A 26,379-nucleotide genomic window follows, 5' to 3' on the forward strand; every position below is an offset into this window, starting at 1 on the left:
CATTGTCGTGAAAAAGACTGCGGCCAGACGGCGGGAATTTGCAATTTCGGGCGCATTCGGATGGCTCTGATCCGCCTATCCGAATGCGCCCGTGGACAATACCATTGCGCGAGTCGGCGCAACCGGGATAGCTTTCCGTTAGGGAGGACATTGCTATGAAAGACTTGATGGACGTGCCGCGCGCCGGCGCGATCAGTTCTGTTGTCATTGTCGACGACCATCCGCTTTACAGCGACGCCTTGGGGGCTGCGATCTGCCTCGCATTCCCGGGCGCCCGCCTAGACAAGGTGCAGACCCTGCGCGCCGCGCTGGATCTGATGGCGGAAGGCCTTGCGCCGGACCTTGTCATGTTCGATCTCAAGCTGCCCGACGTGACCGGCATCTCGGGGTTTCAGGCGCTGCGCCGGGTGCTGCCCGACACGCCGATCCTGGTGATCTCGTCGCTGACATCGGTGCAGATCGTGCAGGCGCTGATGGAGGACGGCGCCTCGGGGTTTCTGCCCAAGGACGCATCGGCCCCGGTCCTGCGCCATGCGCTGGCCGAGATCGCGGCGGGGCGCAAATACGTGCATCCGTCCTATTGCGGCAATGTGTGTGACGAGATCGCCAACCACCCCAAGCTGTCGGAGCTGACCCCGCAACAGCAGAAGATCATGAAGCTGATCTGCGCCGGTATGCCCAACAAGCAGATCGCCTACGAGCTGTCGCTGGCAGAAGCCACGGTCAAGGCCCATATCACCGCGCTGCTGCGCCGTCTTGGCGTGCGCAACCGCACGCAGGCGGCGGTGCTGGTCGAGAACGCCCAGCCCGCGACCAGTATCGGCGCGGGCGAAGCCGACGCCCGGGTCTTTCTGAGCCGCTGAATGCCGCGCGACATCGTCGCTCCGCGCTATGTCACGGTCGCCGTCTCGCGCAAGGCGGCGGCCGAGGATGCCGTCGCCGAGGCGCTGCGCGGCCTCGATCTGAGCGAAACCTGTTTCCTGTTCGCTTTCGTGCCGGGGCGGCTGGACCTGCCGCGCCTTGCGACGGCGCTTGAAACCGGCGCGGGCGGGCTGCCGGTGTTCGGCTGCACCACCGCCGGCACCATCACCCCCGAAGGCTACGAGACCGAGGCGCTGCTGATCCTTGCCTTTCCGCGCGACCATTTCCGCTGCGCCTCGCTGCTGATCTCGCCGCTCAAGCCGTTGCAGATGAAACCCATCGCCAGCGCGGTGCGCGGCCATGCGCAGGCGTTCCGCCGCACGCCCGGCTGGAACCGGCTGGCGCTGATCTTTGCCGACGGGCTGGCCAAGCAGGAAGACATGCTGGCCGCCACGCTTGAGGCGGCGCTTGGCGAGGTGCCGGTGTTCGGCGGCTCGGCCGGGGACGAGCTGGCGTTTCGCGAGACCTTTGTCTTGCAGGACGGCCAGTTGCACAGCAACGCCGCCTTGCTGCTGTTGCTGGAAACCGATCTGGAATTCGCCGGGCTGGGGTTCGACCATTTCCTGCCCACCGACACGCAGGTCGTGGTCACCCATGCCCTGCCCGAAGACCGACTGGTGCTGGAGCTGAACGGCGCGCCCGCCGCGCTGGAATATGCCCGCATCACCGGCGTCGATCCCGATGCGCTGGGGCCACGGGTGTTTGCCGAGAACCCGATGCTGGTGCGCCAGAACATGAATTACCACGTGCGCGCCATCCACGACGCCCCCGGCGCCCATGCGCTGAGCTTTCTGGGCGCCATCGACGACGGGCTGATCCTGACGCTGGGACGCGGCAAGGAGATCCTTGAAACGCTGGACTCGGGGCTTGGCGTCACCGATGCGCGCGGCAACGTGCCCGATTTCGTGCTGGGCTTCGACTGCGTGCTGCGCAAGCTCGAGATCCAGAAAAAGGGGCTGGTGGCGCAGGTGTCGGAGATCCTGTCGCGCCACCGGGTGCTGGGCTTCAACACCTATGGCGAACAGCATTGCGGCGTGCATGTGAACCAGACCTTCGTCGGCGTCGCGTTCTTTGAACCGGGCCGGAGGGCGCTGGAATGATCGACCCCGACGCGCCGCTCGAAGAGCAGCTCGCCCGGCAGACCCGGATCATCGACGCGCTGATGCGCCGCGCCGAGCGCCAGCACGAGGTCGGCGGATCGGCCTATGGCGCCTTCCAGTCGGCGATCTCGCTTCAGGCGCAGGTCTGGGCCAAGACCCGCGATCTGGAACGCACCACCGACGAGCTGCGCCATGCCCGCGATGACAGCGAACGCATGCGCCGCAATCTGGCCGAGGCGCTGTCGGCGCTTGATGGCGGGGTGGCGGTGTTCACCGGCGGCTTGCTTGAGGTCTGCAACGACATTTTCCTCAAGCTGCTGCCGGACGTGTCGGGCCGGTTTCAGCCGGGCATGGACATCGAGCAATGCCTGACCACCATCGAAAGCTCGCGCCACCTGGTGACGGTCGAGGGCAGCTTTGACGCAGCGCTGGCGCAGGCGCGGCGCGAGGGCGCTTCGGTTGCCAGTCTGGTGATCGAGTTGCAGGGAGATCGCTGGTATCAGGTCAACCTTCAGGGCACCTCGGGGCAGGCGGTGGTGCTGCTGCTGACCGAGATCACCGCCATCGTGCGCCGCAACCGGTCGGAAAAGGAACAGCTCGTCGAAGGGCACGCCGATTACCTTCAGGCGGTGTTCGAAAACATGACTTCGGGGGTGTGCACGTTTTCGGCGACCGGCGTCGTGCGCATGTACAACATGCAGTTCCGCGCGCTGCTGGGCCTGCCCTATACGATGCTGCAAAAGGGCACCGATCTGGCGCAGGTGCTGGATTACGTGGCGCAGCACGGGCTGATTGTCGATGCGAGTGTGTTCGAGATCGCGCAATGGCTTGACCGGCTGGAACGGCAGGGGCGGCTGCGGCGGCGGATGCGGCATCTGTCGGGGCGGATGCTCGATCTGCACGCGTATCAGCTGCCCGATGGCGGCGTGCTGCTGGAGCTCAAGGACGTGACGCTGGAAAGCCGCGCCACCGAGATGCTGGAAAACCGCGTGGCCGAGCGCACCGAAGAGCTGACCCATGCCAACGCCCAGCTGCGCGAGCAGTTCGACGAGATGGCCCGTGTCGAGGAAGAGCTGCGCGTTGCCAAGGAGCGCGCCGAGGCGGCGGTGTCGTCCAAGACGCGGTTCCTTGCGGCCGCCTCGCATGATCTGTTGCAGCCGGTGAATGCCGCCAAGCTGCTGATCGCGATGCTGGTGGACAGCGTATCGGGCACGCGCTTTGCCCCGACGGTGGAGCGGCTGGACGGCTCGTTCAATTCCATCGAACAGCTGCTGCATTCGCTGCTGGATATCTCCCGGCTGGATTCGCTGGATCGCGGGCTGCTGCCCTCCGAGGTCTGTCTTGGCACGCTGATGCGCTCGGTCTGGGAGGATCAGATGCCGTTGGCGCAGCGCAAGGGGGTGACGCTGGACATGGTGCCGAGCATGATCGTGGTGAAATCCGACCCGGTCTATCTGCTGCGCTCGATTCAGAACCTCGTGGTGAACGCGATCCAGTATACGCCGGACGGCGGGCGGGTGCTGGTCGGCTGTCGGCGGCGCGGCGCCGTGGTGGACTTGCAGGTCTGGGACACCGGGGTCGGCATCAGCCGCAAGGACCAGACGCGCATTTTCGAGGAATTTACCCGGGCCGACAACGTGCCGCCCGGCTCGGGCGTGGGGCTGGGGTTGTCGATTGTCGATCGCACCTGCCGCCATCTGGGGCACAAGGTGCGGGTGCGCTCCAAGCCGGGGGCCGGATCGGTGTTTTCCATCGAGATGGAAGCGCTGCAGCGGCGGGCGGCGGCAGAGGATCGCGGGCAGGCCCCCGAGGCCGCATCGCAGGATATGGATCACATCGTTCTGCTGATCGAGAACGATCCGGATGTGCTGTACGCCTTCACCGGCAAGCTGGAGCAATGGGGGGCGAGCGTGTTCGCGGCGCGCAGCATCGACGAGGCGTTGGGGCATGTGCGCGACATGGGGATGGCGCCAGACATCGTGCTGGCGGATTACCAGCTGGATGATGGCGAGACCGGGGACCGGGCGATCGCGGCGGTGCGGGCGCTGAGCGGGGTGCGGGTTCCGGCGATCATGATCACCGCCGATCGTGGCAACGCGCTGCTCAGGAAGGGCGCGGCCGAGGGGTTTTCTGTGCTGACCAAGCCGGTGCAGCTGTCGCGGCTGCGGCCCCTGATCGACTGGAAGCTGCGCTGGCAGGCCCCTGAGGACGCGGCGGAGTAGGCGGGATGGGCAGAGGGGGCGCTGCCCCCCGTCTCCTTGCGGAGCCTCCCCCCGGGATATTTTTTGCCAGAAGAAACACCGGGCGCCGGGCACAGACGAAGGTCTGCGCTGACAGTGCGGATGGGGGCGCTAGGCTGCGCGGCAGGGAGGATTATGACCATGCGCAAGAGTTTGACGGTGCTGGCCGCATTGGCCTGTCTTGCCGGGCCGGCGGCGGCGGCGGTGAGCGAGACCTATGATCTGCTGTTCCGCGAGGGCACGCTGGATGAGATCGGCGCCGACGAGGTGCTGCGCTATGGTCGCGCCGTCAGCAATGCCGCCAATCCCGAGGCGGCGGCGCGCGATACCGGCACTGTCGAGATCTCGTTCGATGCGGCGATGGCGAACCTTCGGTTCGAGCAGGGTGGCAGGCATCGTGGGCTTGGTACGTTTCCGGCCAGCGGTGGCAACCCGATGATCATGTATTTCTATGAAAGCGTGGTGCGGGACATGGCCGTGACGGCGGGCGGCTCGCCGTTCTACATTCGCAACCGGGTGAAGGAGGCGCTGACCCGCCCAGCCGAGGTGGTGAGCGGCGAGGCCGAGGTGAATGGTGAGACGGTGCCGGTGCAGACGGTGACGCTGCGGCCCTTCGAGAGCGATCCCAACCGGGCGCGGATGCGGGGGTTTGGCGATCTTGAGCTGCGGGTGACCATGTCGGACAGGGTGCCGGGCTGGTATCTGAGCCTTGTGGCCGAGGCGCCGGGCGAGGCGGGCTACCTGTCGGAGCTGCGTCTCGAGGGGGTGCAATGATCCGGGCGCTGGTCTTGCTGCTGGCGCTGCCTTGCGCCGCCGGAGCGCAGAGCGTCGCCGAGCGGCTGAACGATTACCCCACCGAGGCGCGGGCGGATTACGTTTTCGGCTGCATGGCCGCGAACGGGCAGAGCCGCGACAGCCTGCGGCGCTGCGCCTGTTCGATCGACGAGATCGCGGCGATCCTGCCTTATGATGCCTATGTCGAGGCCGAGACCGTGCTGTCGATGCGGCTGACCGGCGGTGAGCGCATGGCGATTTTCAACAGCGCGGTCGCTGCCAACACGCTTGTCGCCGAGCTGCGCCGTGCCCAGGCCGAAGCCGAGGTGATCTGTTTCTTCTGAGGCCGGTCAGCCGTCGGCCTTTTGCAGAAGCTGCTCGAAGCGGTTGCCATCGGTGTCGGTGGCGATCACCCTGAGATCCGGCGCGCCGTTGTCGGTATAGGCAAAGCGGAATGCCGGGTTTTCCGAGATCGAGATGCCGCCATCCATGGCGAACAGCTGCTCTGCGCCTTGCCAGACCTCGATGTGATCGAGGAAATGCGCCGGGATGAACAGGTGGGTGAGCGGATCCTGTTGCAGCCCGGAATAATTCGGGTGGCGGATCATCACCTGAGCTTCGCGCCGGGCACCGGAAATCTGCGGCGCATCGGCAAACAGCCGCAGCTTCATCTGGCCGAGCCCGGCAAGCGCCTGCGCCGGGTCTTTGGTGGCCGGGGCCGAGCAGCCGCCCGATGCCTTGACGAAACGTCCATCCATGCGCAGCCCGTCGGCGTAGCCCGCGATGACGCGGACATCGGAGTACTGGTTGACCCGCACGCGCAGTTCGAAATCCAGCGGGGCCATGGCCGGACCAAAGCGGAAGGTTCCGGCGACGGGCGCGGGGTTTTCATCGATCACCAGCGTCAGGCTGTCGATGGCTGGGCCGTCGCTGGCGCGGATGCGGATCGGCACCGTCGCGGCGTCTTCGGCGCGGTAGGGGGCCTCCACGGTGAAGCGCCCGTCGGCGGCGGCGATCGGGGCATCGCCAATGATATCGCCGCGCAGCGAGTCCCATGTGGGGCTGTCTTGCAGCGGGTTGCCGGTGTCTGCGGCCAGCGCAGGAAAGGCCAGACAGGCCGCCAGGGCGGCGGGGATCAGGGTAGGGGCCATGCTCTCCTCCTCGCATGATCCGTCTAGCCTGCCATGAAGCGCGGCCTCGCGATACCGAGCGCATGGTCGGTATCGCGCGCTGCCCGCCAAGGCGCGATAAAGCCGCATGTTCGAAGCCGTCCTGACCATTTGCGCGCTGTCCGGCGCGCCTTGCCGCGAGGCGCTGTTGCCCGGGTTCGAGGCCGAGGCCTGCGGCGCCGCGCTGCCGCAGGGCGCGCGCTGTGTGCCGCTTGGCCCGGCGCTGGAGGTCAGCGAGATCGCCCCCGGTGTTTTTGTGCATCGCGGGCAGGTGGCCGAGGCCGATGCGCAAAACGCCGGGGATATCGCCAACCTTGGCTTTGTGCTGGGGCAGCGCTCGGTGGCGGTGATCGACAGCGGCGGCTCGGCGCAGGTGGGCGAGGCGCTCTGGCGGGCGATCCGGGCGCAAACCGACCTGCCGGTCAGCCATGTCATCCTGACCCATGTGCACCCCGATCACGTGCTGGGGGCCACGGTGTTCGACGGGGCGCAGGTGGTGGGCCGCGCGGGGCTGGCGCGGGCGCTTGCGGATCGCGGCGCGAGCTATCTGCAAAGCGCGGCGCGGCTGATGGGGGCGGCGGGCCTTGGCACGGCGCTGCCCGAGGTCACCGCCGAAGTCGCGGACAGCCGTGTCATCGACCTTGGCGGGCGGCGCCTGTTGCTGCGGGCATGGCCGCTGGCCCATAGCGGCACCGATCTGACGGTGCTTGACGAGGCGAGCGGCACGTTCTTTGCCGGAGACCTCGTGTTCGACGGGCATATCCCGGCGCTGGATGGCAGCCTGACTGGCTGGCAGGCGGTGCAGGCCGAGATGGCGACGCTGGAGGTCTCGCGGCTGGTGCCGGGCCATGGCGGCCCGGTGCTGGACTGGCCCGAAGGCGGCTTTGCGCAGGCAGAGTATCTGCGGGTGCTGGCGGACGAAACTCGCGCCGCCATCGACGCGGGCGAGCGCATCGGCGCGGCGGCGGGCCATGTCGCGGCGGGGCAGGCGCCGCTGTGGCAGCTGTTCGACGCCTTCAACCGGCGCAACGTCACCGCCGCCTTTTCCGAGCTGGAATGGGATTAGCCGCCGTCGGGGCGGGCCGCCTCCTGCAGGATCTGTGACAGGGCATAGAGCCGTTTTTCCAGCAGGGTCGGGGTTTCGCACAAGTAGGTGATGGTCTTTTGCCGGTCGTTGAAGATGCGGCTGTCCCAATCCACCTGCTCTTCGAGCGCATCGACCCGGTCGTAATCGGGCGTGTCGCTGGCCATGATGCTGTCCATTTCGGCGCGGGCTGTCTCGATGCGTTGCGACAGCCTTTCCTGACTTTGCGCGACCTCGCCGATGCCCTTGATAATCCGGGTGCGGCGCTGCGCCAGCGCGTTGAAGGTTTGTGCAAACACCGCGCCCATCAGATCCATGTCATGACCATGTTCGCTGGCGACGCCTTGGCTGGCCGCGCGCGCCGCATCCAGATCGACGCGGCGCAGCGCCAGCGTTGCCGCCAGCTCGTGGATTGCCGCCTTGTCGGCATCGGGCGTGGTTTCGGGCAGGGCCGCAGGCCACATCAGCCCCATCGAGAGCGTTTCCACCTTGCGCTGAATGCAGGGCCATGTCGGGTCGGAGAAATCCGCCGCAAGCGCCGGGGTTGCCCAACCGGTGATCAATAGCGCCAGCATGCGGAATTTATGTGTATACATGCACTTTCCTCCCTTTTGGAACTATGTGACAGGGTGGGCGCGAAGTCCATTTCGGCAAATACACACCTATGGATGTATTGTTCGGTATGCGACCGCGCACCCATACTCCGGCCAAGCGCCGAAATGCGTCAGATATGTTCAGTTGAAGGGAGTCTGCATGAGAACCCGTGCAGCCGTGGCTCTGGAAGCCGGCAAACCGCTCGAAATCATGGAAGTCGAACTCGAAGGCCCGAAGGCCGGAGAGGTTCTTGTGGAGATCAAGGCAACCGGCCTGTGCCACACCGACGAATTCACCCGCTCGGGGGCCGACCCCGAAGGCCTGTTCCCCTGCATCCTCGGCCATGAAGGCGCGGGCATCGTGATGGAAGTGGGCGAGGGCGTCACCACGCTCAAGCCGGGCGATCACGTCATCCCGCTCTACACGCCGGAATGCCGCGAATGCTATTCCTGCCTGTCGGGCAAGACCAACATGTGCACCGCGATCCGCAACACCCAGGGTCAGGGCCTGATGCCCGACGGCACCACCCGGTTCAAGATGCTCGATGGCACGCCGATCTATCATTACATGGGCTGCTCGACCTTCGCGAACCACACGGTGATGCCGGAAATCGCGCTGGCCAAGGTGCGCGAGGACGCGCCCTTCGACAAGATCTGCTACATCGGCTGCGGCGTCACCACCGGCATCGGCGCGGTGATCAACACCGCTGGCGTCGAAATCGGCTCGACGGCGGCGGTCTTTGGTCTTGGCGGCATCGGTCTGAACGTCATTCAGGGCCTGCGCATGGCCGGGGCCGACATGATCATCGGCATCGATCTGAACGACAGCAAGGAAGAGATGGGCCGCAAGTTCGGCATGACCCACTTCATCAACCCGTCCAAGGTCGACAGCACGGTTCAGGCGATCATCGATCTGACCAAGAAGGGCGCGGACCAGATCGGCGGCGTGGATTATTCCTTTGACGCCACTGGCAACGTCAAGGTGATGCGCGATGCGCTGGAATGCTCGCACCGCGGCTGGGGCGTGTCGGTGATCATCGGCGTGGCACCGGCGGGGGCAGAGATTTCCACCCGTCCGTTCCAGCTGGTCACCGGCCGGGTCTGGAAGGGCACCGCGTTCGGCGGCGCCAAGGGCCGCACCGATGTGCCCAAGTTCGTCGACTGGTACATGGACGGCAAGATCGAGATCGATTCCATGATCACCCACAAGCTGACGCTGGACGAGATCAACCACGGGTTCGACCTTATGCATGAGGGCAAATCGATCCGGGCCGTGGTCGAATACTGATGCAGACCGTCGCGGAAAACAGAAGCTTCGGAGGCGTGCAGGGCGTGTACAAGCACGCCTCCGAGACCTGCGGTTGCGACATGACCTTCGCGGTCTACATGCCGCCGCAGGCCGCCAAGGGGCCGGTGCCGGTGCTGTGGTACCTGTCGGGTCTGACCTGCACCCATGAAAACGCGATGACCAAGGGCGGCTTTCAGGAACACGCGGCAAGGCATGGCCTTGCCGTGGTGTTCCCCGATACCTCGCCGCGCGGCGAGGGGGTGGCCAATGACGATGCCTATGATCTGGGGCAGGGCGCGGGGTTTTACGTCAACGCCCGGCGCGACCCGTGGAAGCCGCATTTCCGGATGTATGATTACATCACCCAGGAGCTGCGCGGCATCGTCGAGGGCATGGACGGCATTGGCGCCGCCCATGGCATCACCGGCCATTCCATGGGCGGGCACGGGGCGCTGACCATCGCCATGCGTAACCCCGAGATGTTCGACAGCCTGTCGGCCTTTGCGCCCATCGCCAACCCGACCGCGTCGGATTGGGGGCGCAAGCAGTTCAGCGCCTATCTTGGCGATGACGAGGGCTGCTGGGCCGGTCACGATTCCACGCTGCTGCTGGAGGAGCGCGGCTGGAAGGGGGACCTGCTGATCGATCAGGGCGCATCGGACCAGTTCCTCGATCTGCTCAAGCCGGAAAGCCTTGCAAAGGCGATGGCGGCAAAGCGCCAGCCGGGCACGTTCCGGATGCAGGAAGGCTACGATCACTCGTATTTCTTCGTGAACAGCTTTGCCGGCGATCACGTGGCCTGGCACGCGGCGCGGCTGAAATAAGGAAGACCCTGAAAGGGAGGAGACCCATATGCTCGACAAACTGCTCGCCACGGCCTGCCTGACCCTTCTGAGCGCCGGTGCGGCCATCGCCGAAGGCGATGCCGCCAAGGGCGAGAAGGTGTTCCGAAAATGCATGGCCTGCCACGCTGTTGGAGAGGATGCCAAGACCAAGACCGGGCCGATCCTGAACGGCATCGTGGGGCGCGCGATCGCCTCTCAGGAGGATTTCGCCTATTCCGACGTGCTCATGGATCTGGCCGCCGAGGGCGGCACATGGACGCCCGAGGAACTCGGCCATTTCCTTGAAAAGCCGCGGGATTACGCCAAGGGCACCAAGATGTCCTTTGCCGGCCTGCGCAAGGAACAGGAGCGCGCCGATGTGATCGCGTTTCTCGCGACACATCCGTGAGGGGCCGCAGGGCAGGGCCCTGCACAGCGAAATTCCGGATACGGCGGGAGGAGAAGAGGCGCCGTATCCGGATGTACCGTTCGACCCGATGCGATGGGTGGGCGGCATAAGCGAGGCGACGCTGTCGCCGCTTGACCAAGGGAGAAGGACATGAAGAACCTGACGCTTCTGACGTCGGGGCTGGCGCTGTGCGCCGCCTCGATGGCATTTGCCAACCAAGATCTGCAGACGCAGATCGACAATCCGGCGCAATGGGCGATCCAGACCGGCGATTACGCCAACCAGCGCTATTCCGAACTCAACCAGATCACCGCCGACAACGTGGGCGACCTTCAGGTCGCGTGGACCTTCTCGACCGGTGTGCTGCGTGGTCACGAGGGCTCGCCGCTGGTGATCGGCGACATGATGTATGTGCACACGCCCTTCCCCAACACGGTCTACGCGCTGGACCTGAACGAGGATGGCAAGATCAAGTGGAAATACGCGCCCAAGCAGGACCCGGATGTCATCCCGGTGATGTGCTGCGACACGGTGAACCGCGGCGTCGCCTATGCCGATGGCAAGATCTTCCTGCATCAGGCCGACACCAAGGTCGTGGCGCTGGATGCCGACAGCGGCGAAGTGCTGTGGGACGTGGTCAATGGCGATCCGTCCAAGGGCGAGACCAACACCGCCACCGTGCTGCCGGTCAAGGATAAGATCATCGTCGGCATCTCGGGCGGTGAATTCGGGGTGCGCGGCCATGTGACCGCCTACAATATGGACACCGGCGAACAGGAATGGCGCGCCTATTCCATGGGGCCGGATTCCGACATCCTGATGGATCCCGAAAACACCACGCATCTTGGCAAGCCGGTGGGGGCCGACAGCGGCACCAACACATGGGAAGGCGATCAGTGGATGATCGGCGGCGGCACCACATGGGGCTGGTATTCCTATGACGCCGAGGCCGACCTGATCTATTACGGCACCGGCAACCCGTCGACATGGAACCCCTCGCAGCGCCCGGGCGACAACCGCTGGTCGATGACCATCATGGCCCGCGACCCCGACGATGGCATGGCCAAGTGGGTCTACCAGATGACCCCCCACGACGAATGGGATTATGACGGCGTCAACGAGATGATCCTCACCGATCAGACCATCGACGGCACCGAGCGCAAGCTGCTCACCCATTTCGACCGCAACGGGCTTGGCTATACGCTGGACCGGATCACCGGCGAATTGCTGGTGGCCGAAAAGTTCGATCCGGCGGTAAACTGGACCAGCGGCGTCGACATGGACCCGGAGTCCGAAACCTACGGTCGCCCGACCGTGGTGGCGGAATACTCGACCGCGCAGAACGGCGAAGACGTCAACTCCACCGGCATCTGCCCCGCGGCGCTCGGGTCCAAGGACCAGCAGCCGGCGGCCTATTCGCCCAAGACCGAACTGTTCTACGTGCCGACCAACCACGTCTGCATGGATTATGAACCGTTCCGGGTCAGCTATACGGCGGGCCAGCCCTATGTGGGCGCAACCCTTGCCATGTATCCGGCGCCCGACAGCCATGGCGGCATGGGCAACTTCATCGCCTGGGACAACATCGCGGGCGAGATCAAGTGGTCGCTGCCCGAGCAGTTCTCGGTCTGGTCCGGCCCGCTGGCCACCGCGGGCGACGTGGTGTTCTACGGCACGCTCGAAGGCTATCTCAAGGCGATCTCGGCCGAGACCGGCGAAGAGCTTTACCGCTTCAAGACCCCGTCGGGCATCATCGGCAACGTGATGAGCTACGAACAGGACGGCAAACAATACATCGCCGTGCTGTCGGGGGTTGGCGGCTGGGCGGGCATTGGCCTTGCCGCTGGTCTGACCAATCCGAACGACGGTCTTGGAGCCGTGGGCGGCTATTCGGCCCTGTCGGATTACACCGCGCTTGGCGGCCAGCTGACGGTCTTTACCCTGCCCGACTGATCCGCAGCCATCAGCCGGACCGGCGGGGCACATGGCCCCGCCGGTTCACCTTTCATGATATTCGCAGGACAGCTGACACCATGACCCGACCCCACATCCTGATCGCGGCAGCCGCCCTTGTGGCTGGCTCTGCCCTGTCCGCCGCCGAGGGCGTCTCGATGGACGATCCCAACATCAAGGTGGATTACCAAGAGGATGGCCGCTATTTCACCGAGGATGGCGTGCCCACCTTCAACGTCGCCGAAGACGGCACGGTCGACTGGCCGACCTTTTCCGGCTTCCGCCGTTATCACGCCGAATGCCATGTCTGCCACGGCCCCGACGGCGAGGGGTCGACCTATGCTCCGGCGCTGAAGGAGTCCGCCGTCGAGATGGATTACTACGATTTCCTCGACGTGGTGACCAATGGGCGGCGCAAGGTCGGCGCGGCGGAAAATTCGGTGATGCCCGCCTTCGGGGTCAACCCGAACGTGATGTGCTACCTCGATGACATCTACACCTATCTCAAGGCGCATGGCTCTGGCGCGATCGACCGTGGCCGCCCCGCCAAGAAGGAAGCCAAATCCGACGTCTATGCCGAGACCGAAAATGCCTGCATGGGCTGAGGCGCTGCGTTCGGCCTGCCGACAGCGGCGCTTGGTGCTGGCGCTGACCGCTCTGCTGGCCTGCCATGGTGCGCCGGGCGGGGCGCAGACCTCGGATCTTGTCTCGCGCACGGCGTTGCGGGTTTGCGCCGATCCGGCCAATGATCCGATGTCGATGCAGGATGGATCAGGCTATGAGAACCGTCTTGCCGAGTTGATCGCATCGAAGCTGGATCTGCCGGTCACATATGAATGGTATCCGATGGCCACCGGGTTCATCCGCAACACGCTCAAGGCGGGCAAGTGCGACGTGGTGATGGGCTATGCCCAAGGCCACGAGCTGGTGCTGAATTCGAACCATTACATGACCTCGGCCTTTGTGCTGATCGTGCCCGCGAGCGGCGATCTGGCGGCGGTGCGCAAGCTCGATGATCCGGCGTTGCAGGGGCACCGCATCGGGGTCATCGCCGGGTCTCCGCCTGCGAACCATCTGGCGCGCAACGGGCTGATCGGCAAGGCGAAGCCCTATCAGCTGGTCGTCGACCGGCGCCATGACTCTCCGTCCGGGCAGATGCTCGATGATCTGGCGGCGGGCCGCATCGACGCCGCCGTGATGTGGGGGCCGATTGCCGGGCCGCTGGTCAAGCGGCGCGGTATGGATGTGGCGGTGATCCCGCTGTTGCGCGAGGATCATTTCCCCAAGCTGTTCTACCGCATCACCATGGGCGTGCGGCAGGGCGAAAAGGTCTGGCAGCGCAAGCTCAACTCGCTGATTCGACGCCATCAGGGCGAAATCGACGCCATTCTTGCCGAGGCCGGGGTGCCTCTGGTCTCCGACATGGGCGACAAGATGATCGAGCTGGGCCAATGAGGCTGGCGTTGGCGCTGATGTTGCTGCCGGCGCTGGCCGTGGCGCAAGAGCCGGACGGCTTTCGCATGGCGCAGTATCGCGCCCCGGTGCCCGAAACCCTGTCTGGCGCGACGGTGATCAGCGCACAGGACGCCCACGCGCTCTGGCAACAGGGCGCCGCGTTCATCGACGTGCTGCCGCGCCCGCCAAAGCCCGACGCCCTGCCCGAGGGCACGATCTGGCGTGAAAAGCCGCGCCAGTCGATCCCCGGCGCGATTTGGCTGCCCAACGTCGGTTATGGCGAGATCGCCGAGGTCATCGACGCCTATTTCCGCGCCGGGCTTGACCACGCCACTGGCGGCGATTCCGCCCGCCAGCTGGTGATCTTTTGCCTTGATGACTGCTGGATGAGCTGGAACGCCGCGAAGCGGGCGCTTGGCTATGGCTATTCCGCCGTGGCATGGATGCCGACCGGCAGCGATGGCTGGAGCGCCGAGGATTACCCCACCGAACAGCTGCACCCCTGGCATCCGGGCTGACGCTGGGTCCGCCCATTCGCTGGGCGGCTTTCCGGGCGATGGATTTTTTTGATCAAATTATTCGGATAGGGGCTTTACCGAGCACGTGAAATATTTTGTCATCTGTCCCGGAGCAGTTGAAAGGATCCCGCCGGATGCGCGACTCTAGCGATATGGGCGAAGGCAAGGTATTGAGCGCGGTCACGCTGGCCGGCGTGGCGAAATTCTTCGGCACTTTCAAGGCGATCGAGGGCATAGACCTGACGATCCGGCAGAACGAGTTCTTCACGCTGCTTGGCCCATCGGGCTGCGGCAAGACCACGATCCTGCGGATGCTCGCCGGGTTCGAGACCCCGAGTAGCGGCGAAATCCTGCTTGATGGGCGCGACATTTCACGACTTGGGCCGAACCAGCGCCCGGTCAACACGGTGTTCCAGAATTACGCACTGTTTCCGCATCTGAGCGTGGCGCAGAACATCGGCTTTGCGCTGAAGATGCTGGGCAGGCCGCGCCCCGAGATCCGCGATACCGTCGAAGACATGCTGGCACTGGTGCAGCTGTCGGGCCGGGGCGATCAGCTGGTGACGCAGCTGTCGGGCGGGCAGCAGCAGCGCGTCGCACTGGCGCGGGCGCTGGCACCGCGCCCCAAGGTGCTGCTGCTGGACGAGCCGCTGTCGGCGCTGGATCAGAAGCTGCGCAAGACCATGCAGATCGAACTGAAGCGGATGCAGCGCGAGACCGGCATCACCTTTGTCTTTGTCACCCACGATCAGGAAGAAGCCCTGACCATGTCCGACCGCATCGCCGTGCTGTCGAACGGCGCGCTACGGCAGGTCGGCAGCCCGCACGAGATCTACAACCACCCGGTCGACCGCTTCGTGGCGGATTTCATCGGTGAAACCAACCTGCTGACCGGGAGTGTCATCCGGCAGGACGGCGATTGCGCCCATGTCGTGCTGCCCGGCGGCGTGACCATCGAGGCGCAATGCCCCCATGCCGTCAGCGCGGGCAGCGAGGTGACGCTGGCAGTGCGCCCCGAACATTGCACCCTTGCCGGGCCGGAGGCACCGCTGAGCGGGTTCATCGAACAGGTGGTCTATTTCGGCACCGACACGCATTTCCACCTGCGCCTGCCGGGCGGCGCGGCGCTGGTGCTGCGCCGCCAGAACGCCGCCGATGGCAGGGCGCTGCCGCAGCAGGGCGAGACGGTCGGCGTTGCGCTGGCCCCGTCGGCCACCCGCGTGCTGAGGGACTGAGCGATGCAGAGCCTTACCGATCTGGAAGTCTCGCTGCGCCGCGCCGATGTGCGGCGGCGCTGGTGGCTGAGCCTGCCCGCGATGCTCGTGGTGATCCTTGGCGGGGTCGGGCCGCTGCTGATCGTGGTGGTCTATTCCTTTCTCGAGGCCGGGCCCTATGGCGACGTGGTCTGGAAGTTCTCGGGGGAGGGCTGGTTCAACGTCCTGTTCGAACGGGATATCTTCGACGATACCGTGTCCATCGCCGATGCGCATCTGACGATCCTGTGGCGCAGCGTCAAGCTGTCGGGGATCACCACGCTGCTGTGTCTGATCGTCGGCTTTCCGACGGCCTATTACATGGCCAGCCGGGGGCCAAAGGCGCGCGGGCTGCTGCTGTTGCTGATCACCGTGCCGTTCTGGACCAACCTGTTGATCCGCACCTTTGCCATCCAGCAACTGCTGCGCGCCGAAGGGCTGGTCAACGTGGTGCTGATGAAGCTGCGGCTGACCGACGCGCCGGTGCAGCTGCTCTATTCGGATTTCGCCATCCTGACGGGGATGACCTATGTCTACCTGCCGCTGATGGTGCTGCCGCTGTATTCCACCATGGAGAAATTCGATTTCCGCCTGATGGAGGCGGCCTATGATCTTTATGCCAGCCGCCGCAAGGCGCTGACCGGGGTGCTGATCCCGCTGGTGAAACCGGGGATGATCGCGGGCTGTACGCTGGTCTTTATTCCCTGCCTTGGAAGCTATGTCATCCCGCGCGTGCTCGGCGGTGGCACCAACCTGATGATCGGCAACCTGATCGAGCTGCAATTCGGCGCGGGCCGCAACTGGCCGCTGGGGGCGGCGCTGTCGATCGCGCTGGTGGCGCTGGTGATGATCGGCCTTGTGATCTTTCAGAAGAACGACCGCAGCGGGGGCGACAATGCGTAAGGGTTTCGACACGCGCTCGCTGCCGGGCTTTGGCATCATGGCCTTGCTGTGCTTTGCGGCGCTGTACCTGCCGATTGCGGTGCTGGTGGTGTTCTCGTTCAACGCGGGCGACTCCATTGCGGTGATGCAGGGGCTGAGCCTGCGCTGGTTCGTCGCCGCCGCGCAGAACGAGCAGGTGATCGACGCCTCGATCCGCTCGTTGCAGGTGGCGGTGGCGGCGGCGGGGCTGGCGACATTCGTGGCGACGCTGGCGGCGGTGGCGACCACGCGCACCCACCGCTACCGGGGCCGCGATGCCAAGATCATGCTGTTCACCGTGCCGCTGATGGTGCCCGAGATCGTCACCGCCGTGGCGCTGCTTATCCTTGTGAGCAAGCTCAAGGTCTGGACCGGTTACACCGGGCTGGGCTACCTGATCCTCAGCCACGCGGCGTTTTGCGTGCCCTTCGCCTATATGCCGATCCGGGCGCGGCTGTCGGGGATGGACACCACGCTGGAGGCCGCCGCGGCCGATCTTTACGCCAGCCGCTGGCAGGCCTTTGCCCATGTCACCTTGCCGCTGCTGCTGCCGGGGATCATCGCGGGGTTCATGCTGGGATTTGTCATCTCTCTGGACGATGTGGTGATCACCGAATTCGTCAAATCCGCCGGGCAGGACACGCTGCCCACCTATATGCTCGGCCAGTTGCGCCGCAACATCACCCCCGAGATCAACGCCATCTCGACAGCCTTCCTGATGCTGTCCATCGTGCTGATCGTGCTGTTCTATCTGCTGAGCAACCGCAAGAAGACCTGAAGACGGGCGCACAGACGCCCGCGATCCCAACATGGAGAACCAACATGAAAAAACTGCTGTTCACCACCGCCGCGCTGGCTGTGGCAAGCGCCGCCCATGCCGAGGGCGAGCTCAACATCTTCAACTGGGGCAATTACACCAGCCCCGAGCTGATCGAGAAGTTCGAACAGGAATTCGACGTCAAGGTGACCATCACCGACTATGATTCCAACGACACCGCGCTGGCCAAGGTGCGCCAAGGCGGGCATGGATTCGATATCGTCGTGCCGACCAATTCGTCGATGCCGATCTTCATCAGCGAGGGGCTGCTGATGGAAAGCCGCCCCGACCAGATGGAGAATTTCAAGAACGTCGATCCGAAATGGGTCGATGTGGCATTCGATCCGGGTCGGCATTATTCGGTGCCATGGCAATGGGGAACGACGGGCATCACCGTCAATACCTCGGTCTATGACGGCGATATCAACACCAGCGACATCTTCCTCGATCCGCCCGAGGAACTGGTCGGCAAGATCAACGTCGTGCCGGAAATGTCGGACGTGATGTCTATGACGATCTACAACGTCGGCGGCGAGGCCTGCACCGAGGATCTGACGGTGCTCAAGCAGGTGCGTGACAAGCTGGTCGCGGCCAAGCCCAAATGGCTGTCGATGGATTACGGCAACATCGACAACTTCGCGGCCGGCGACATCGCCGCCGGGGTCAACTGGAACGGCGCCTCCTTCCGCGCGCGGGCCAAGAACCCTGACATCGCCTATGGCTACCCCGCCGAAGGCTACCCGGTGTGGATGGACAACGCCGCCATCCTTGCCGATGCCACCAATGTCGAGAACGCCAAGCTGTTCCTGAACTTCATCATGGAGCCGGAGAACGCCGCGATGCTGTCGTCTTTCGCGCGCTATGCCAACGGTATCATGGGCTCCGAGGCGTTCATGCCCGAGGACATGGGCGAGGCGCCCGAGATCGTCATCCCCGAGGAGCTGAAAGCCGCCGGTCATTTCCTGCCGCCCTGCGCGCCCGAGGTGAACCAGCTTTACACAAGGATCTGGACCGAACTGATGAAGTAAGGCGGCCTTGCTGCACTGATCGCGGGTCGCCTTGTCGGGCGGCCCGTTTGCCTAGACGAAAGAGATCTTGATGAGCGTGCCTTCGATCCTGATTCACAATGCCTCTGTCTTGACCATGGACGACGACTGCCCCCGCGCCAGCGCGGTGGCGTTGGCGGGCAACAGCGTTCTGGCGGTGGGCGGCGAAGACCTGCTGTCACTGGCGAGCACGGGCACCAGGATCATCGACGCACAGGGTCGCACGGTGCTGCCGGGGTTCAACGACAGCCATCTGCATCTTTTCATCGGCGCGGTCGGTCTGGCGCATCTGGACCTTACCCATATCAAGGGCGTCGATGCGCTGCGCGATGCGGTGCGCAGCTATGCCGCCGAGCACCCGGACGAATTCCTGCTCTGCGCCGAGTTTACCGATTATTCGATTCTGGGCGAGGGGGTGGCGATCACCCGCCACGTGCTTGACGAGATCCTGCCGGACCGGCCCTTCGTGATGACCGCCTTTGACAACCATACCTCGTGGTGCAACACGGCGGCGCTGAAGGCGGGGGGTATTCTGCAGGGGCGGGCGCTGCCCGTGGGCAACGAGATCGTCATGGGCGAGGACGGGCAGGCAACCGGCGAGCTGCGCGAGGCCGATGCGATGGCGCCGGTACGCTCGCTCTCTGCAACCGGCTGGCGCGAGGGGCTGGGCATGGCCACGGGGGGCGATCCAGAAAGCGTGACGGAGGCCGAGCGGGCGAGCGATCGCGAGATCCTCAGGCGCGGGCTGGCCTATTGTGCGCAGAACGGCGTGACCTCGATCCAGAACATGGACGGGACCCTTTACACGCTGGAGCTTCTTGAAGAGATCGACCGCGAGATCGGCTTGCCGGTACGGGTCCGCGTGCCGTTCCATTGCAAGAATTTCACCGAGTTGAGCGAATTCACCAGCCGCGCGGCACGCTGGCGTGAACGGTTCACCGGCTCGAAGCTGCGTTCGGATTTCGTCAAGATGTTCATCGACGGTGTGACCGAAAGCGGCACGGCGGTGTTCCTTGGTGGGTATGGTGATGCGCCGGAAGAAAACGGTGATCCGCTGTTCAGCCAGGACGCGCTGAACGCGGCGGTGGCCGAGGCCGACCGGCTGGGTTTTCAGGTGGCGATCCATGCCATCGGCGATGGCGGCATCCGCATGGTTCTGGATGCCTATGAGAACGCGGCTTGCGTGAACGGGCGGCGCGACAGCCGCCACCGCATCGAGCATATCGAGGTGCTGCACCCCGCGGATCTGCCGCGGTTCGCAGCGCTTGGTGTGGTGGCCTCGATGCAGCCCGTCCACGTTCCGGGGGCGGGGCTGTTCGGCTCCGAGCTGTACCTGTCGCGGATTGGGCGCGAACGCTGGCCGGGCGGCTTTCCGGTGCGCTCGCTGAAGGAGAGCGGCGCGCGGGTGGTCTATTCCACCGATTGGCCGGTGGTGCCGCTCGCGCCGATGCTGACGGTGAAATGCGCGGTCTGCCGCAAGCCTTGGGCCGAGGGGCTCAAGGACGAGGCACTGGATCTGCACGAGACGCTGGAGGCCTATACGCGCGCCGGGGCATGGGTTGAATTCTGCGAGGACGAGAAGGGGATGTTGCGGCCGGGAATGCTGGCCGATCTGGTGATGCTGGACGGGGATATCGAAGCGGTTGCGCCCGATGCAATCGAGAGCATCGCGCCGGGTCTGACGATCTGCGACGGGGTGGTGACGTTTTCGCGCGCGCCCTGAGGGCAGAGGGGGGCCAGCCCCCCGCGCTATCGCGCCCCCCCCCGGAGTTTATCTGGCAAGATGAAGGGGGGCGCGGCGCGTTATTCTGTGAGCGCGGCTACTGGATGGTGATTTCGACGCGCTGGCTTTCGCCGGTGGAGCCGGGGATCTTGAGTTCATAACGGCCGGGCTTGATGGCGAGGAATTCGATCTCCATCGTGCCGGCTTCGTCGAATTCTACCGATTCAAGGCCGAAGGGGCGGATTTCAAGCCCGTTGATCACCACCTCGTTGATCCAGATCGCCCGGAAGAAGCCCGAGCCTTCGAGGCCCAGCTCGCCCGAGCCATCGGCGGTGATTTCGACTTCGTAGAGCGTGCCGGATTTCAGTGTGATCGGAGCGTCTGCAAGGGGTTTGCCAACCGACAGGGTGATCTCGGGCATGTCTTCCTTGTTGGAGTTCGACAGCACGCCGGCGAAGCCGAAATCATGGGCGGCGGCGGGCAGGGCAGCGAGTGCCAGAGCGGCGGCGAGAAGGGCTGATTTCATGGCTGGGATCCTTCAGACGAGGTGGGGAACGAGCGTGGCAGGGCTGCCGCGCAGTTCGAGAACCCTGGCGCCGAGGCGGGTGGCCTCGGATCTGGCGTGGGTGACGAAGAGGGTGGCGGGGCGGTGCTCGGCGATCAGCTCTTGCGTCAGTTGCAACATCTGGTCGGCGAGGTCTTGATCGAGCGAGACGAAGGGTTCGTCCATGATCAGCAATTCGGGGGCACCGGCAAAGGCGCGGGCCAGCGCGAGGCGGCGTTGCTGGCCAAGCGACAGCGCGCGGGGGAAAGCATCACCGCGCCCCGCGAGGCCGACACGGGCCAGCATGTCGTTCGCCGCGCGCCCGGTCAGGGCGGGGTGGATCAGCGTCAGGTTTTGGGCCGCGCTGCGCCATGGCAGCAGGGTTGGTTCCTGAAACACCATGGCGATGCGCTTGGGGCGGCGGATGCTGCCATCGAAGTCGCGATCGAGCCCGGCGACGATGCGCAGCACCGTCGACTTGCCGATGCCCGAGGGCCCGACCAGCGCCACGGTCTCGCCGCGGGCGACGGTGAAGACGATGTCGCGCAGCACCTGCACCGGCCCGAAACCTTTGGCGCGGATCTCAGCCTGTAGCGGCGGTCTGTCCATATGCAGGCTGCGGGGGGGCGTCATCGCCTGAGGGTGGTGCGGATCGGGGGTCATTGTACCTCTGCGAACAGGCCAGCGGGGACGTGATATGCCTTGCCGACCAGCTCTGTGCCGCCAAGTTCCCCCATCAGCGCCAGCAGCCTATCTGCGGCCGCCGCGTCGACCGGCCCGCGCGCGGGGACACCGGCCAGCCAGTCGCCGCGCAGCTGGTCGAACTGGGCCTCATTGGCCGCGTTCATCTGTGGGCGGATCGCATCCCATGCGGCGGCATCGGCGAGCATGTCCTTGGCGTCGCGGCTGGCCTCGTAGAAGGCCTGCGCAAGGCCGGAATGGGCGTCGAGGAAGCCTTGCTTGAAGTAGTAGCCCAGCAGCGGCACGTCGGGATCGAGGCCAAGCGCCGTGGCGGCGGTCTCGACCGAGATCAGCTCGCGCATCCCGGCGGCTTTCATCTTGGCGAGGAAATGCCAGAAGTTGATCGCGCCCGCGTAATCGCCGCCAAGCGCCGATTTGAAGATCAGCGGCGGCGCGCCAAAGACCTGTTCCGTGTCGGCCTTGAGATCGAAACCCTCTTCCTGCCGGGCATAGGCGCGCAGGATCAGCCAGGATTTGTCGAGCGGGCCACCTGCGATACCGATCTTGCCGCCCTGAAGGTCCTTGAGGGTCTGGGCGGGCGAGTCCTGCGCCACCACCACGGCGCCGACGGCGCGGGAATAGGGGATCACCACGTAGTCCTTGCCCTCGGCACGCTGGCGGGCGACCCAGATCCAGTCGGCAACGGCCATGTCGGCAGCGTCGCCTTCAACCGCGATGCGGGTGGCGCCATTGTCGGCATAGGGCTGCATCGCCAGCTTGAAGCCGTGCTTTTCATCGAGCCCGTTGTCGATGATCGTCGAGAGTTCCCAGTTCACCGTGCCGATCTGAAGCGTGGCGGCGCGGATCACCGGAAGATCCTGCGCAAGGGCGCTGCCCGCAAGGCACAGCGCGGCTATACTCAAAGCGAGTCGGTTCAGCATTTGTCTGTTTCCTCCCACCGGCTTGCGCCGTCCCGCCTGCATCTTGCCGACAGCGCGGCGGCTGTCCACCCGACCAAAGGCGCAGACGGATGCCCGGTCGAAACGCACTTGGGGGCCCTCAGTCCGGGGTGACCACCACGCCCCAGGGTTGCTGGCCCACCGGGATCGACTTTATGGCCTTTTCTTTCGCCACGTCGATCACCGTGATGTCGTTGGAATTGCCGTTGGTGGTCAGCAGGTAATCTTCGCCCGGGGTAAAGGCCATCTGCCAGACCCGTTGGCCGACCATGATGTAATCTTCAACCTCGAGGCTTTGGCCGTTAATCACCGCGACGCGGTTGGCCGGACCCAGCGCCACGAAGATGCGGCTGCCATCGCGGGTGATGCGCACGCCGACCGGTTGCAGCCATTCCGGCAGCACTCCGGGCACGTCGAAGCTGATCTTTTGCGACAGGGTCGGGGTGCCGTCTTGTGCGATGTCGATCACGCTCACCGTGCCGCCGATTTCCGAGGACACGAACAGCCGCGTGCCGTCGGCGCTGTATTCGGCGTAGCGTGGGCGCTGATCGACCAGCACATTGTGCTTGATCTGGTAATCCGCCGTCCAGATGAAATGCGCCATGTTGGTGGTTTCCGACGTGTTCACCACCCATTGCTGGTCGGGCGAGATCGCCATGCCTTCGGGTTCCACGCCCACCGGGACCTCGGCCAGGATACGATGGGTCTGCGTGTCGGTCACCGTGACGAGGTTATCGTCTTCGTTGGCGATATAGAGCGGCGAGCCGGTCGGGTGGATCACGAACAGCTCGGGGTCTGGCCCCGAGGGCAGGGTATACAGCTCTTCGTAGCTGAGCGTGTCGAACACCCGCACCGTGTCGTCATCCGAGGCGCAGACATACAGCAGCGTGCCATCGGGCGACAGGGTGATGCCGCGCGGGCGGTTGCCGCCGTCGAATTCCTCGATCACGCTCCATGTGTCGGTGTCGATCACCGAGATGGTGTTGCCGCGCTCGTTCGAGACAAAGGCCTTGCCGGCAAGCGCGCCCGAGGCTGCAAGGCAAAGCGCGGCGGTCAGGATCAGTTTCATCTTTGTGTCCTACTTGAATGCGGTGCAGTTGGATTCCGGCTCGTCCAGCCCGAGCGTGTCGAGCGGCGAGACCCGGTGCAGAAAGCCATCCTGCGGCGAGACGCTGACGGTGATGCGCCCGTCATAAAGCAGGATCGGCTGGCGCAGCTGGCCGTTCCATGGCCGGAAGGTCACCTTCTGCCCCTTGAAAGCCGCCAGCTCGAAATCTTCCGAGAGCACGTAATCCTCGATCACCGCCGGGTCATTCGAGGAGGTGCGCGTCACCGCCTCGCCCAGAACGCGCAGGGCAAGCCATGTGTTGAAATCCTCGTCCATCACGTGGCGCCGGGTCAGCGTCTCGAAGCGGTTCTGGAACTGGGTCGCGCCCCAGGCTTCATGCGCGCCGTGAATGGCAACCGGGCGCAAGCCGGCGCTGCCCAGAACCGGGCGCGGGGTCCACAGGTGAAAGGGCAGGTACGCGGCGAAATAATCCGTCGCATCGGCGGCGATCACCACGTCATGCGCCTCGGCCCCTTGCAGAAAGGTCGGCAACTGGCGCTGCACCAGAACATGGCCTGAATCGGTGCGCCGCGCGCCGCCGGTGTCTTCGAAAATGCGCTCTTCGACGATGGTCGCGCCGAATTTCTGCGCCGCGTGGCGGTAGGCGTCGGCCAAGGCGCGGTCGGCGGGGTTCGATCCGGACACGAGGAACCAGCGTTTCCATTGCTTCCAGATTGCGAATTGCGCCACCGCATCGGCCATCATGGCCTCGGACGGGGCGATGTGCAGCAGGTTGGCGCGGCAGGCCTCGCTGCGCAGCGCCGCGTCGGGGGCGCGACTGTTGAAGATCAGCGCACCATCCTGCGCGGCGCGCTCGGCCAGCGCCGCGATCTCGGGCGCCTTGGCATCCACCACCACGTAGCGGATGCCCGTGCCAAGCATCTCTTCGAGCGCCGCCATCGCCATGTCGGGGGCGGCGCTGGCGGTCACGGTTTCATAGCTGTGCCCGAGAAAGCGCCCGGTGGTGGCGTTGTCCTCGTCGGCCAGCATGGCCCCGGCAAAGGCAAGATCATCGGGGCGGTTGTCATAGCGCGAGATCGGCAGCAGGGCGGGGTAATCGACCCGCAGCACACCGGCCCGGATGTCGAGCGCCTGAGCGCCAAAGGCAATGCCAGCAAACGCCGCGGCGAGCAGCGGCAGGGCTTTTGTCTGCAATGTCTCCTCCCATCGCCCCTGTTGCGGGGCGTCCTTGTGCCTGCCCGAAACCGGCGAAGTCGCCCGGCCCGAGGCCCCGAAGCCTGCCCCTCCCCGGGCGACTTCGGAACCGATACTTCCGGATCGGTTGCGAGACTGAGGGTAGCGGGGGCACCTTTGGACGCGAGTCTTAATTTCTGAGAAGGCGCCGATGCTTGCCCGTTTGACCTTGGTACTGATGAGCCTTGCCATGCCCGCCGTGGCGGGTGGCAAGGTGGCGTTCTTCGGGCTGAGCTATCTCGATGACAGCCTTCAGACGCAGGAGCTGGGGCAGGACCCGGCAGAGCTGCAACGCCTTGCGATGCTGACGCAGATGGTGCGCGATCGCTTTAGCGCCGCGGGCTACGATCTGGTCGATCTGGCCCCGGTTCAGGGCAAGCTCGACGGGGTGATGAACCCGGCGAAATGCTATGGCTGCGACACCCGCATGGCGGCCGAACTGGGCGCCGATTTCAGCCTCGTCGGAGAGGTGCAGAAAGTGTCGAACCTGATCCTGTCGATGAACCTGCAGATGCGCGCAGCATCCACGGGCGAGATGGTGAAAGGCCGCGTCGTCGATATCCGTGGCAATACGGATGAAAGCTGGCGGCGGGGCATGGAGTACATCCTGCGCAACACGTTCTTCAGGGAGGAGCACGAATGAACAGACGAAGCTTGCTGGCCACGGGGGCGGTGCTTGCACTGCTGCCGGGCGCCGCGCTGGCGCATGGGCCGACCCGGCAAAAGATCACGCTGACCGCCGAGGTCTCTGCCGATCCGGCCGAGGTCTGGGCGATCATCGGCAATTTTCAGGACATGGGCTGGCACCCGGCGGTGGTCTCGCAGGAGGGGCAGGGGGGCAATGACATCGACGCCACCCGCAGCCTGTATCTGAGCGATGCCGGTCGCGAGGGGCCAAGGATCGAGGAGGTGCTCTACAAATATTCCGCCGAGAATATGTCGTATAGCTACCGCATCACCGATGTGGCGGTCGAGGTGCTGCCGGTGACCAATTACAGCTCGCACCTGACGGTGACGCCGCGCGATGGCGGCGGATCGGTGGTGGAATGGCGCGGCGCGTTCTATCGCGGCTATCCCAACAACGATCCGCCCCCCGAGCTGAACGACGAGGCGGCCATTGCGGCGGTCAGCGCCGTCTATCAGGCGGGGCTGGATGCGCTGGTCGAGACCTTTGGTGCGCCTGCATCCTAGCGCAGGGCTGCTGGTTCTGGCACTGGCGCCCGCCAGCGCCGACCTCGCCTTTGTGACCTGCCAGACCGGTGATGCGCTGAGCGTCGTCGACACCGTGTCGCAGGCTGAAATCGCCCGCTGGGAGGTGCCCGGAAAGCCGGCCGGGGTCGCTGTTGCGCCGGGCGCGATCTATACGGTTTCGCCGGGCGACAAGACCGTGCGGCGCTGGTCGCCCGAGGGCGCGCTGCTGGCATCGCAGGTGCTGGATGGCGGCCCGATCGGGGCGGTCTTCGATGCGGCGCGGGGGCGGTTGTTCGTTTCCGACTGGTACAATGCGCGGGTCTTCCTGATGGAGGATCCGCCATGAAAGCCGTTGTGCTGTTGATGCGACTTGCCGCGCAGGTGCGGTAAACCTGAGGTGCTGTGCGCGCGCACAGCGCTGCGTCAGCGGCATCCCCGCCTGCACCAAGGTGGATATGGCGGGTTCTTGACGGCTGGCGGTGCAGGGGGGCGCTGCCCCCCGCGCGATGCGCTCCCCCCGGGATATTTCAGGCCAGAAGAAGGCCGGGGCCGCGCCCGGTATCGGAACGGATGTGCATGCGGCGCGTTATAGCTTTGCTTTGCCACGAGGACCG

General features: G+C 65.2%; 28 protein-coding genes. 21 read left to right on the forward strand and 7 right to left on the reverse strand.

The genetic code is table 11. The annotated features are described in order from the left end of the window. The first annotated feature begins 155 nt into the window (after positions 1-155). The 5 genes from Q4543_RS07170 to Q4543_RS07190 all read left to right on the forward strand — a co-directional run bounded on the left by Q4543_RS07170 (position 156) and on the right by Q4543_RS07190 (position 5,379). Complete coding sequence (locus tag Q4543_RS07170; RefSeq protein WP_216003566.1) at positions 156-863, forward strand: response regulator transcription factor; 708 nt, start codon at positions 156-158, stop codon at positions 861-863. After that, positions 864-2,021 (forward strand): FIST N-terminal domain-containing protein, encoded by a 1,158-nt coding sequence (locus Q4543_RS07175; RefSeq protein ID WP_303437122.1) that lies wholly within the window; start codon positions 864-866, stop codon positions 2,019-2,021. Then, a complete protein-coding gene (locus Q4543_RS07180; RefSeq protein WP_303437123.1) occupies positions 2,018-4,243 on the forward strand; it encodes a PAS-domain containing protein in 2,226 nt (741 codons plus the stop codon). The genes Q4543_RS07175 and Q4543_RS07180 overlap by 4 nt, the downstream gene beginning before the upstream one ends. Positions 4,244-4,402: 159 nt before the next feature. Next, positions 4,403-5,035 carry a hypothetical protein gene (locus Q4543_RS07185; RefSeq protein WP_303437124.1) on the forward strand — a complete coding sequence of 211 codons (633 nt, stop codon included), beginning with the start codon at positions 4,403-4,405 and terminating at the stop codon, positions 5,033-5,035. Then, positions 5,032-5,379 (forward strand): hypothetical protein, encoded by a 348-nt coding sequence (locus Q4543_RS07190; RefSeq protein WP_216003570.1) that lies wholly within the window; start codon positions 5,032-5,034, stop codon positions 5,377-5,379. The genes Q4543_RS07185 and Q4543_RS07190 overlap by 4 nt, the downstream gene beginning before the upstream one ends. 6 nt (positions 5,380-5,385) lie before the next feature. Here Q4543_RS07190 and Q4543_RS07195 read toward each other — a convergent pair whose 3' ends face one another. Continuing rightward, on the reverse strand, positions 5,386-6,186 hold the full coding sequence (locus Q4543_RS07195) for a quinoprotein dehydrogenase-associated SoxYZ-like carrier (protein WP_303437127.1): 801 nt from the start codon (positions 6,184-6,186) through the stop codon (positions 5,386-5,388). Positions 6,187-6,292: 106 nt separating this feature from the next. On the opposite strand from Q4543_RS07195, the gene Q4543_RS07200 reads away from it, so the two are divergent. Continuing rightward, positions 6,293-7,270 (forward strand): quinoprotein relay system zinc metallohydrolase 2, encoded by a 978-nt coding sequence (locus Q4543_RS07200; protein WP_303437128.1) that lies wholly within the window; start codon positions 6,293-6,295, stop codon positions 7,268-7,270. Here the strand turns inward: Q4543_RS07200 and Q4543_RS07205 are convergent. After that, positions 7,267-7,884, reverse strand: coding sequence for a hypothetical protein (locus Q4543_RS07205; RefSeq protein WP_303437129.1), 618 nt, complete (start codon positions 7,882-7,884; stop codon positions 7,267-7,269). The two genes, Q4543_RS07200 and Q4543_RS07205, sit on opposite strands and share 4 nt — an antisense overlap. A gap of 157 nt (positions 7,885-8,041) precedes the next feature. Between Q4543_RS07205 and Q4543_RS07210 the strand changes: the two genes are divergently transcribed. From Q4543_RS07210 to Q4543_RS07265, 12 genes are all read left to right on the forward strand, one after another. Continuing rightward, positions 8,042-9,169, forward strand: a complete 1,128-nt coding sequence (locus tag Q4543_RS07210; RefSeq protein ID WP_303437130.1) for an S-(hydroxymethyl)glutathione dehydrogenase/class III alcohol dehydrogenase — start codon at positions 8,042-8,044, stop codon at positions 9,167-9,169. Then, on the forward strand, positions 9,169-9,993 hold the full coding sequence (fghA, locus tag Q4543_RS07215) for an S-formylglutathione hydrolase (protein WP_216003575.1): 825 nt from the start codon (positions 9,169-9,171) through the stop codon (positions 9,991-9,993). Before Q4543_RS07210 ends, fghA begins: the two co-directional genes overlap by 1 nt. 28 nt (positions 9,994-10,021) lie before the next feature. Beyond that, entirely contained in the window at positions 10,022-10,402 is a 381-nt protein-coding gene (locus Q4543_RS07220) for a cytochrome c family protein (RefSeq protein ID WP_303437132.1), read from the forward strand. 150 nt (positions 10,403-10,552) lie between these two features. Next, positions 10,553-12,355 carry a methanol/ethanol family PQQ-dependent dehydrogenase gene (locus Q4543_RS07225; protein WP_303437134.1) on the forward strand — a complete coding sequence of 601 codons (1,803 nt, stop codon included), beginning with the start codon at positions 10,553-10,555 and terminating at the stop codon, positions 12,353-12,355. A gap of 80 nt (positions 12,356-12,435) precedes the next feature. Further along, positions 12,436-12,960 (forward strand): c-type cytochrome, methanol metabolism-related, encoded by a 525-nt coding sequence (locus Q4543_RS07230; RefSeq protein WP_216003578.1) that lies wholly within the window; start codon positions 12,436-12,438, stop codon positions 12,958-12,960. Then, positions 12,944-13,810, forward strand: coding sequence for a substrate-binding domain-containing protein (locus Q4543_RS07235; RefSeq protein WP_303437136.1), 867 nt, complete (start codon positions 12,944-12,946; stop codon positions 13,808-13,810). Before Q4543_RS07230 ends, Q4543_RS07235 begins: the two co-directional genes overlap by 17 nt. Continuing rightward, on the forward strand, positions 13,807-14,328 hold the full coding sequence (locus Q4543_RS07240; RefSeq protein WP_303437137.1) for a PQQ-dependent catabolism-associated CXXCW motif protein: 522 nt from the start codon (positions 13,807-13,809) through the stop codon (positions 14,326-14,328). The genes Q4543_RS07235 and Q4543_RS07240 overlap by 4 nt, the downstream gene beginning before the upstream one ends. 134 nt (positions 14,329-14,462) lie before the next feature. Next, entirely contained in the window at positions 14,463-15,563 is a 1,101-nt protein-coding gene (locus Q4543_RS07245; protein WP_303437138.1) for an ABC transporter ATP-binding protein, read from the forward strand. A 3-nt stretch (positions 15,564-15,566) separates the two neighbouring features. Continuing rightward, positions 15,567-16,484 carry an ABC transporter permease gene (locus Q4543_RS07250; protein ID WP_303437140.1) on the forward strand — a complete coding sequence of 306 codons (918 nt, stop codon included), beginning with the start codon at positions 15,567-15,569 and terminating at the stop codon, positions 16,482-16,484. After that, complete coding sequence (locus tag Q4543_RS07255) at positions 16,477-17,280, forward strand: ABC transporter permease (RefSeq protein ID WP_303437141.1); 804 nt, start codon at positions 16,477-16,479, stop codon at positions 17,278-17,280. The genes Q4543_RS07250 and Q4543_RS07255 overlap by 8 nt, the downstream gene beginning before the upstream one ends. A 44-nt stretch (positions 17,281-17,324) precedes the next feature. Then, on the forward strand, positions 17,325-18,347 hold the full coding sequence (locus tag Q4543_RS07260; protein WP_303437142.1) for an extracellular solute-binding protein: 1,023 nt from the start codon (positions 17,325-17,327) through the stop codon (positions 18,345-18,347). A gap of 70 nt (positions 18,348-18,417) precedes the next feature. Beyond that, positions 18,418-20,088, forward strand: a complete 1,671-nt coding sequence (locus Q4543_RS07265; protein WP_303437143.1) for an amidohydrolase — start codon at positions 18,418-18,420, stop codon at positions 20,086-20,088. A gap of 97 nt (positions 20,089-20,185) precedes the next feature. Here Q4543_RS07265 and Q4543_RS07270 read toward each other — a convergent pair whose 3' ends face one another. The 5 genes from Q4543_RS07270 to Q4543_RS07290 form a co-directional block, all read right to left on the reverse strand. After that, positions 20,186-20,614 carry a hypothetical protein gene (locus Q4543_RS07270; protein ID WP_303437144.1) on the reverse strand — a complete coding sequence of 143 codons (429 nt, stop codon included), beginning with the start codon at positions 20,612-20,614 and terminating at the stop codon, positions 20,186-20,188. A gap of 12 nt (positions 20,615-20,626) precedes the next feature. Then, positions 20,627-21,241, reverse strand: a complete 615-nt coding sequence (locus Q4543_RS07275; protein WP_303437175.1) for an ABC transporter ATP-binding protein — start codon at positions 21,239-21,241, stop codon at positions 20,627-20,629. 50 nt (positions 21,242-21,291) lie between these two features. Then, positions 21,292-22,254 carry an ABC transporter substrate-binding protein gene (locus Q4543_RS07280; RefSeq protein WP_303437145.1) on the reverse strand — a complete coding sequence of 321 codons (963 nt, stop codon included), beginning with the start codon at positions 22,252-22,254 and terminating at the stop codon, positions 21,292-21,294. Between the two features lie 118 nt (positions 22,255-22,372). Continuing rightward, positions 22,373-23,341, reverse strand: a complete 969-nt coding sequence (locus Q4543_RS07285) for a YVTN family beta-propeller repeat protein (RefSeq protein WP_303437146.1) — start codon at positions 23,339-23,341, stop codon at positions 22,373-22,375. Positions 23,342-23,350: 9 nt separating this feature from the next. Further along, on the reverse strand, positions 23,351-24,535 hold the full coding sequence (locus Q4543_RS07290) for an ABC transporter substrate-binding protein (RefSeq protein WP_303437147.1): 1,185 nt from the start codon (positions 24,533-24,535) through the stop codon (positions 23,351-23,353). A 190-nt stretch (positions 24,536-24,725) separates the two neighbouring features. On the opposite strand from Q4543_RS07290, the gene Q4543_RS07295 reads away from it, so the two are divergent. Genes Q4543_RS07295 through Q4543_RS07305 form a run of 3 tightly spaced genes read left to right on the forward strand, consistent with a single transcriptional unit; the run spans position 24,726 to position 26,111 of the window. Further along, positions 24,726-25,217, forward strand: coding sequence for a DUF3280 domain-containing protein (locus Q4543_RS07295; RefSeq protein ID WP_303437148.1), 492 nt, complete (start codon positions 24,726-24,728; stop codon positions 25,215-25,217). After that, positions 25,214-25,765, forward strand: coding sequence for an SRPBCC family protein (locus tag Q4543_RS07300; RefSeq protein WP_303437150.1), 552 nt, complete (start codon positions 25,214-25,216; stop codon positions 25,763-25,765). Before Q4543_RS07295 ends, Q4543_RS07300 begins: the two co-directional genes overlap by 4 nt. Beyond that, a complete protein-coding gene (locus Q4543_RS07305) occupies positions 25,749-26,111 on the forward strand; it encodes a YncE family protein (RefSeq protein WP_303437151.1) in 363 nt (120 codons plus the stop codon). The genes Q4543_RS07300 and Q4543_RS07305 overlap by 17 nt, the downstream gene beginning before the upstream one ends. Positions 26,112-26,379: the final 268 nt, after the last annotated feature.

This window comes from Salipiger sp. 1_MG-2023 (assembly GCF_030547555.1).
GTDB lineage: Bacteria > Pseudomonadota > Alphaproteobacteria > Rhodobacterales > Rhodobacteraceae > Salipiger.

Coding starts and splice junctions, on each gene's coding strand:
- Q4543_RS07225 (WP_303437134.1), top strand. CDS start 10,553: ATGAAGAACCTGACGCTTCTGACGTCGGGGCTGGCGCTGTGCGCCGCC.
- Q4543_RS07265 (WP_303437143.1), top strand. CDS start 18,418: ATGAGCGTGCCTTCGATCCTGATTCACAATGCCTCTGTCTTGACCATG.
- Q4543_RS07205 (WP_303437129.1), bottom strand. CDS start 7,884: ATGTATACACATAAATTCCGCATGCTGGCGCTATTGATCACCGGTTGG.
- Q4543_RS07185 (WP_303437124.1), top strand. CDS start 4,403: ATGCGCAAGAGTTTGACGGTGCTGGCCGCATTGGCCTGTCTTGCCGGG.
- Q4543_RS07220 (WP_303437132.1), top strand. CDS start 10,022: ATGCTCGACAAACTGCTCGCCACGGCCTGCCTGACCCTTCTGAGCGCC.
- Q4543_RS07285 (WP_303437146.1), bottom strand. CDS start 23,341: ATGAAACTGATCCTGACCGCCGCGCTTTGCCTTGCAGCCTCGGGCGCG.
- Q4543_RS07190 (WP_216003570.1), top strand. CDS start 5,032: ATGATCCGGGCGCTGGTCTTGCTGCTGGCGCTGCCTTGCGCCGCCGGA.
- Q4543_RS07175 (WP_303437122.1), top strand. CDS start 864: ATGCCGCGCGACATCGTCGCTCCGCGCTATGTCACGGTCGCCGTCTCG.
- Q4543_RS07230 (WP_216003578.1), top strand. CDS start 12,436: ATGACCCGACCCCACATCCTGATCGCGGCAGCCGCCCTTGTGGCTGGC.
- fghA (WP_216003575.1), top strand. CDS start 9,169: ATGCAGACCGTCGCGGAAAACAGAAGCTTCGGAGGCGTGCAGGGCGTG.
- Q4543_RS07270 (WP_303437144.1), bottom strand. CDS start 20,614: ATGAAATCAGCCCTTCTCGCCGCCGCTCTGGCACTCGCTGCCCTGCCC.
- Q4543_RS07195 (WP_303437127.1), bottom strand. CDS start 6,186: ATGGCCCCTACCCTGATCCCCGCCGCCCTGGCGGCCTGTCTGGCCTTT.
- Q4543_RS07300 (WP_303437150.1), top strand. CDS start 25,214: ATGAACAGACGAAGCTTGCTGGCCACGGGGGCGGTGCTTGCACTGCTG.
- Q4543_RS07200 (WP_303437128.1), top strand. CDS start 6,293: ATGTTCGAAGCCGTCCTGACCATTTGCGCGCTGTCCGGCGCGCCTTGC.
- Q4543_RS07295 (WP_303437148.1), top strand. CDS start 24,726: ATGCTTGCCCGTTTGACCTTGGTACTGATGAGCCTTGCCATGCCCGCC.
- Q4543_RS07260 (WP_303437142.1), top strand. CDS start 17,325: ATGAAAAAACTGCTGTTCACCACCGCCGCGCTGGCTGTGGCAAGCGCC.
- Q4543_RS07170 (WP_216003566.1), top strand. CDS start 156: ATGAAAGACTTGATGGACGTGCCGCGCGCCGGCGCGATCAGTTCTGTT.
- Q4543_RS07210 (WP_303437130.1), top strand. CDS start 8,042: ATGAGAACCCGTGCAGCCGTGGCTCTGGAAGCCGGCAAACCGCTCGAA.
- Q4543_RS07275 (WP_303437175.1), bottom strand. CDS start 21,241: ATGGACAGACCGCCGCTACAGGCTGAGATCCGCGCCAAAGGTTTCGGG.
- Q4543_RS07240 (WP_303437137.1), top strand. CDS start 13,807: ATGAGGCTGGCGTTGGCGCTGATGTTGCTGCCGGCGCTGGCCGTGGCG.
- Q4543_RS07280 (WP_303437145.1), bottom strand. CDS start 22,254: ATGCTGAACCGACTCGCTTTGAGTATAGCCGCGCTGTGCCTTGCGGGC.
- Q4543_RS07180 (WP_303437123.1), top strand. CDS start 2,018: ATGATCGACCCCGACGCGCCGCTCGAAGAGCAGCTCGCCCGGCAGACC.
- Q4543_RS07245 (WP_303437138.1), top strand. CDS start 14,463: ATGCGCGACTCTAGCGATATGGGCGAAGGCAAGGTATTGAGCGCGGTC.
- Q4543_RS07255 (WP_303437141.1), top strand. CDS start 16,477: ATGCGTAAGGGTTTCGACACGCGCTCGCTGCCGGGCTTTGGCATCATG.
- Q4543_RS07250 (WP_303437140.1), top strand. CDS start 15,567: ATGCAGAGCCTTACCGATCTGGAAGTCTCGCTGCGCCGCGCCGATGTG.
- Q4543_RS07235 (WP_303437136.1), top strand. CDS start 12,944: ATGCCTGCATGGGCTGAGGCGCTGCGTTCGGCCTGCCGACAGCGGCGC.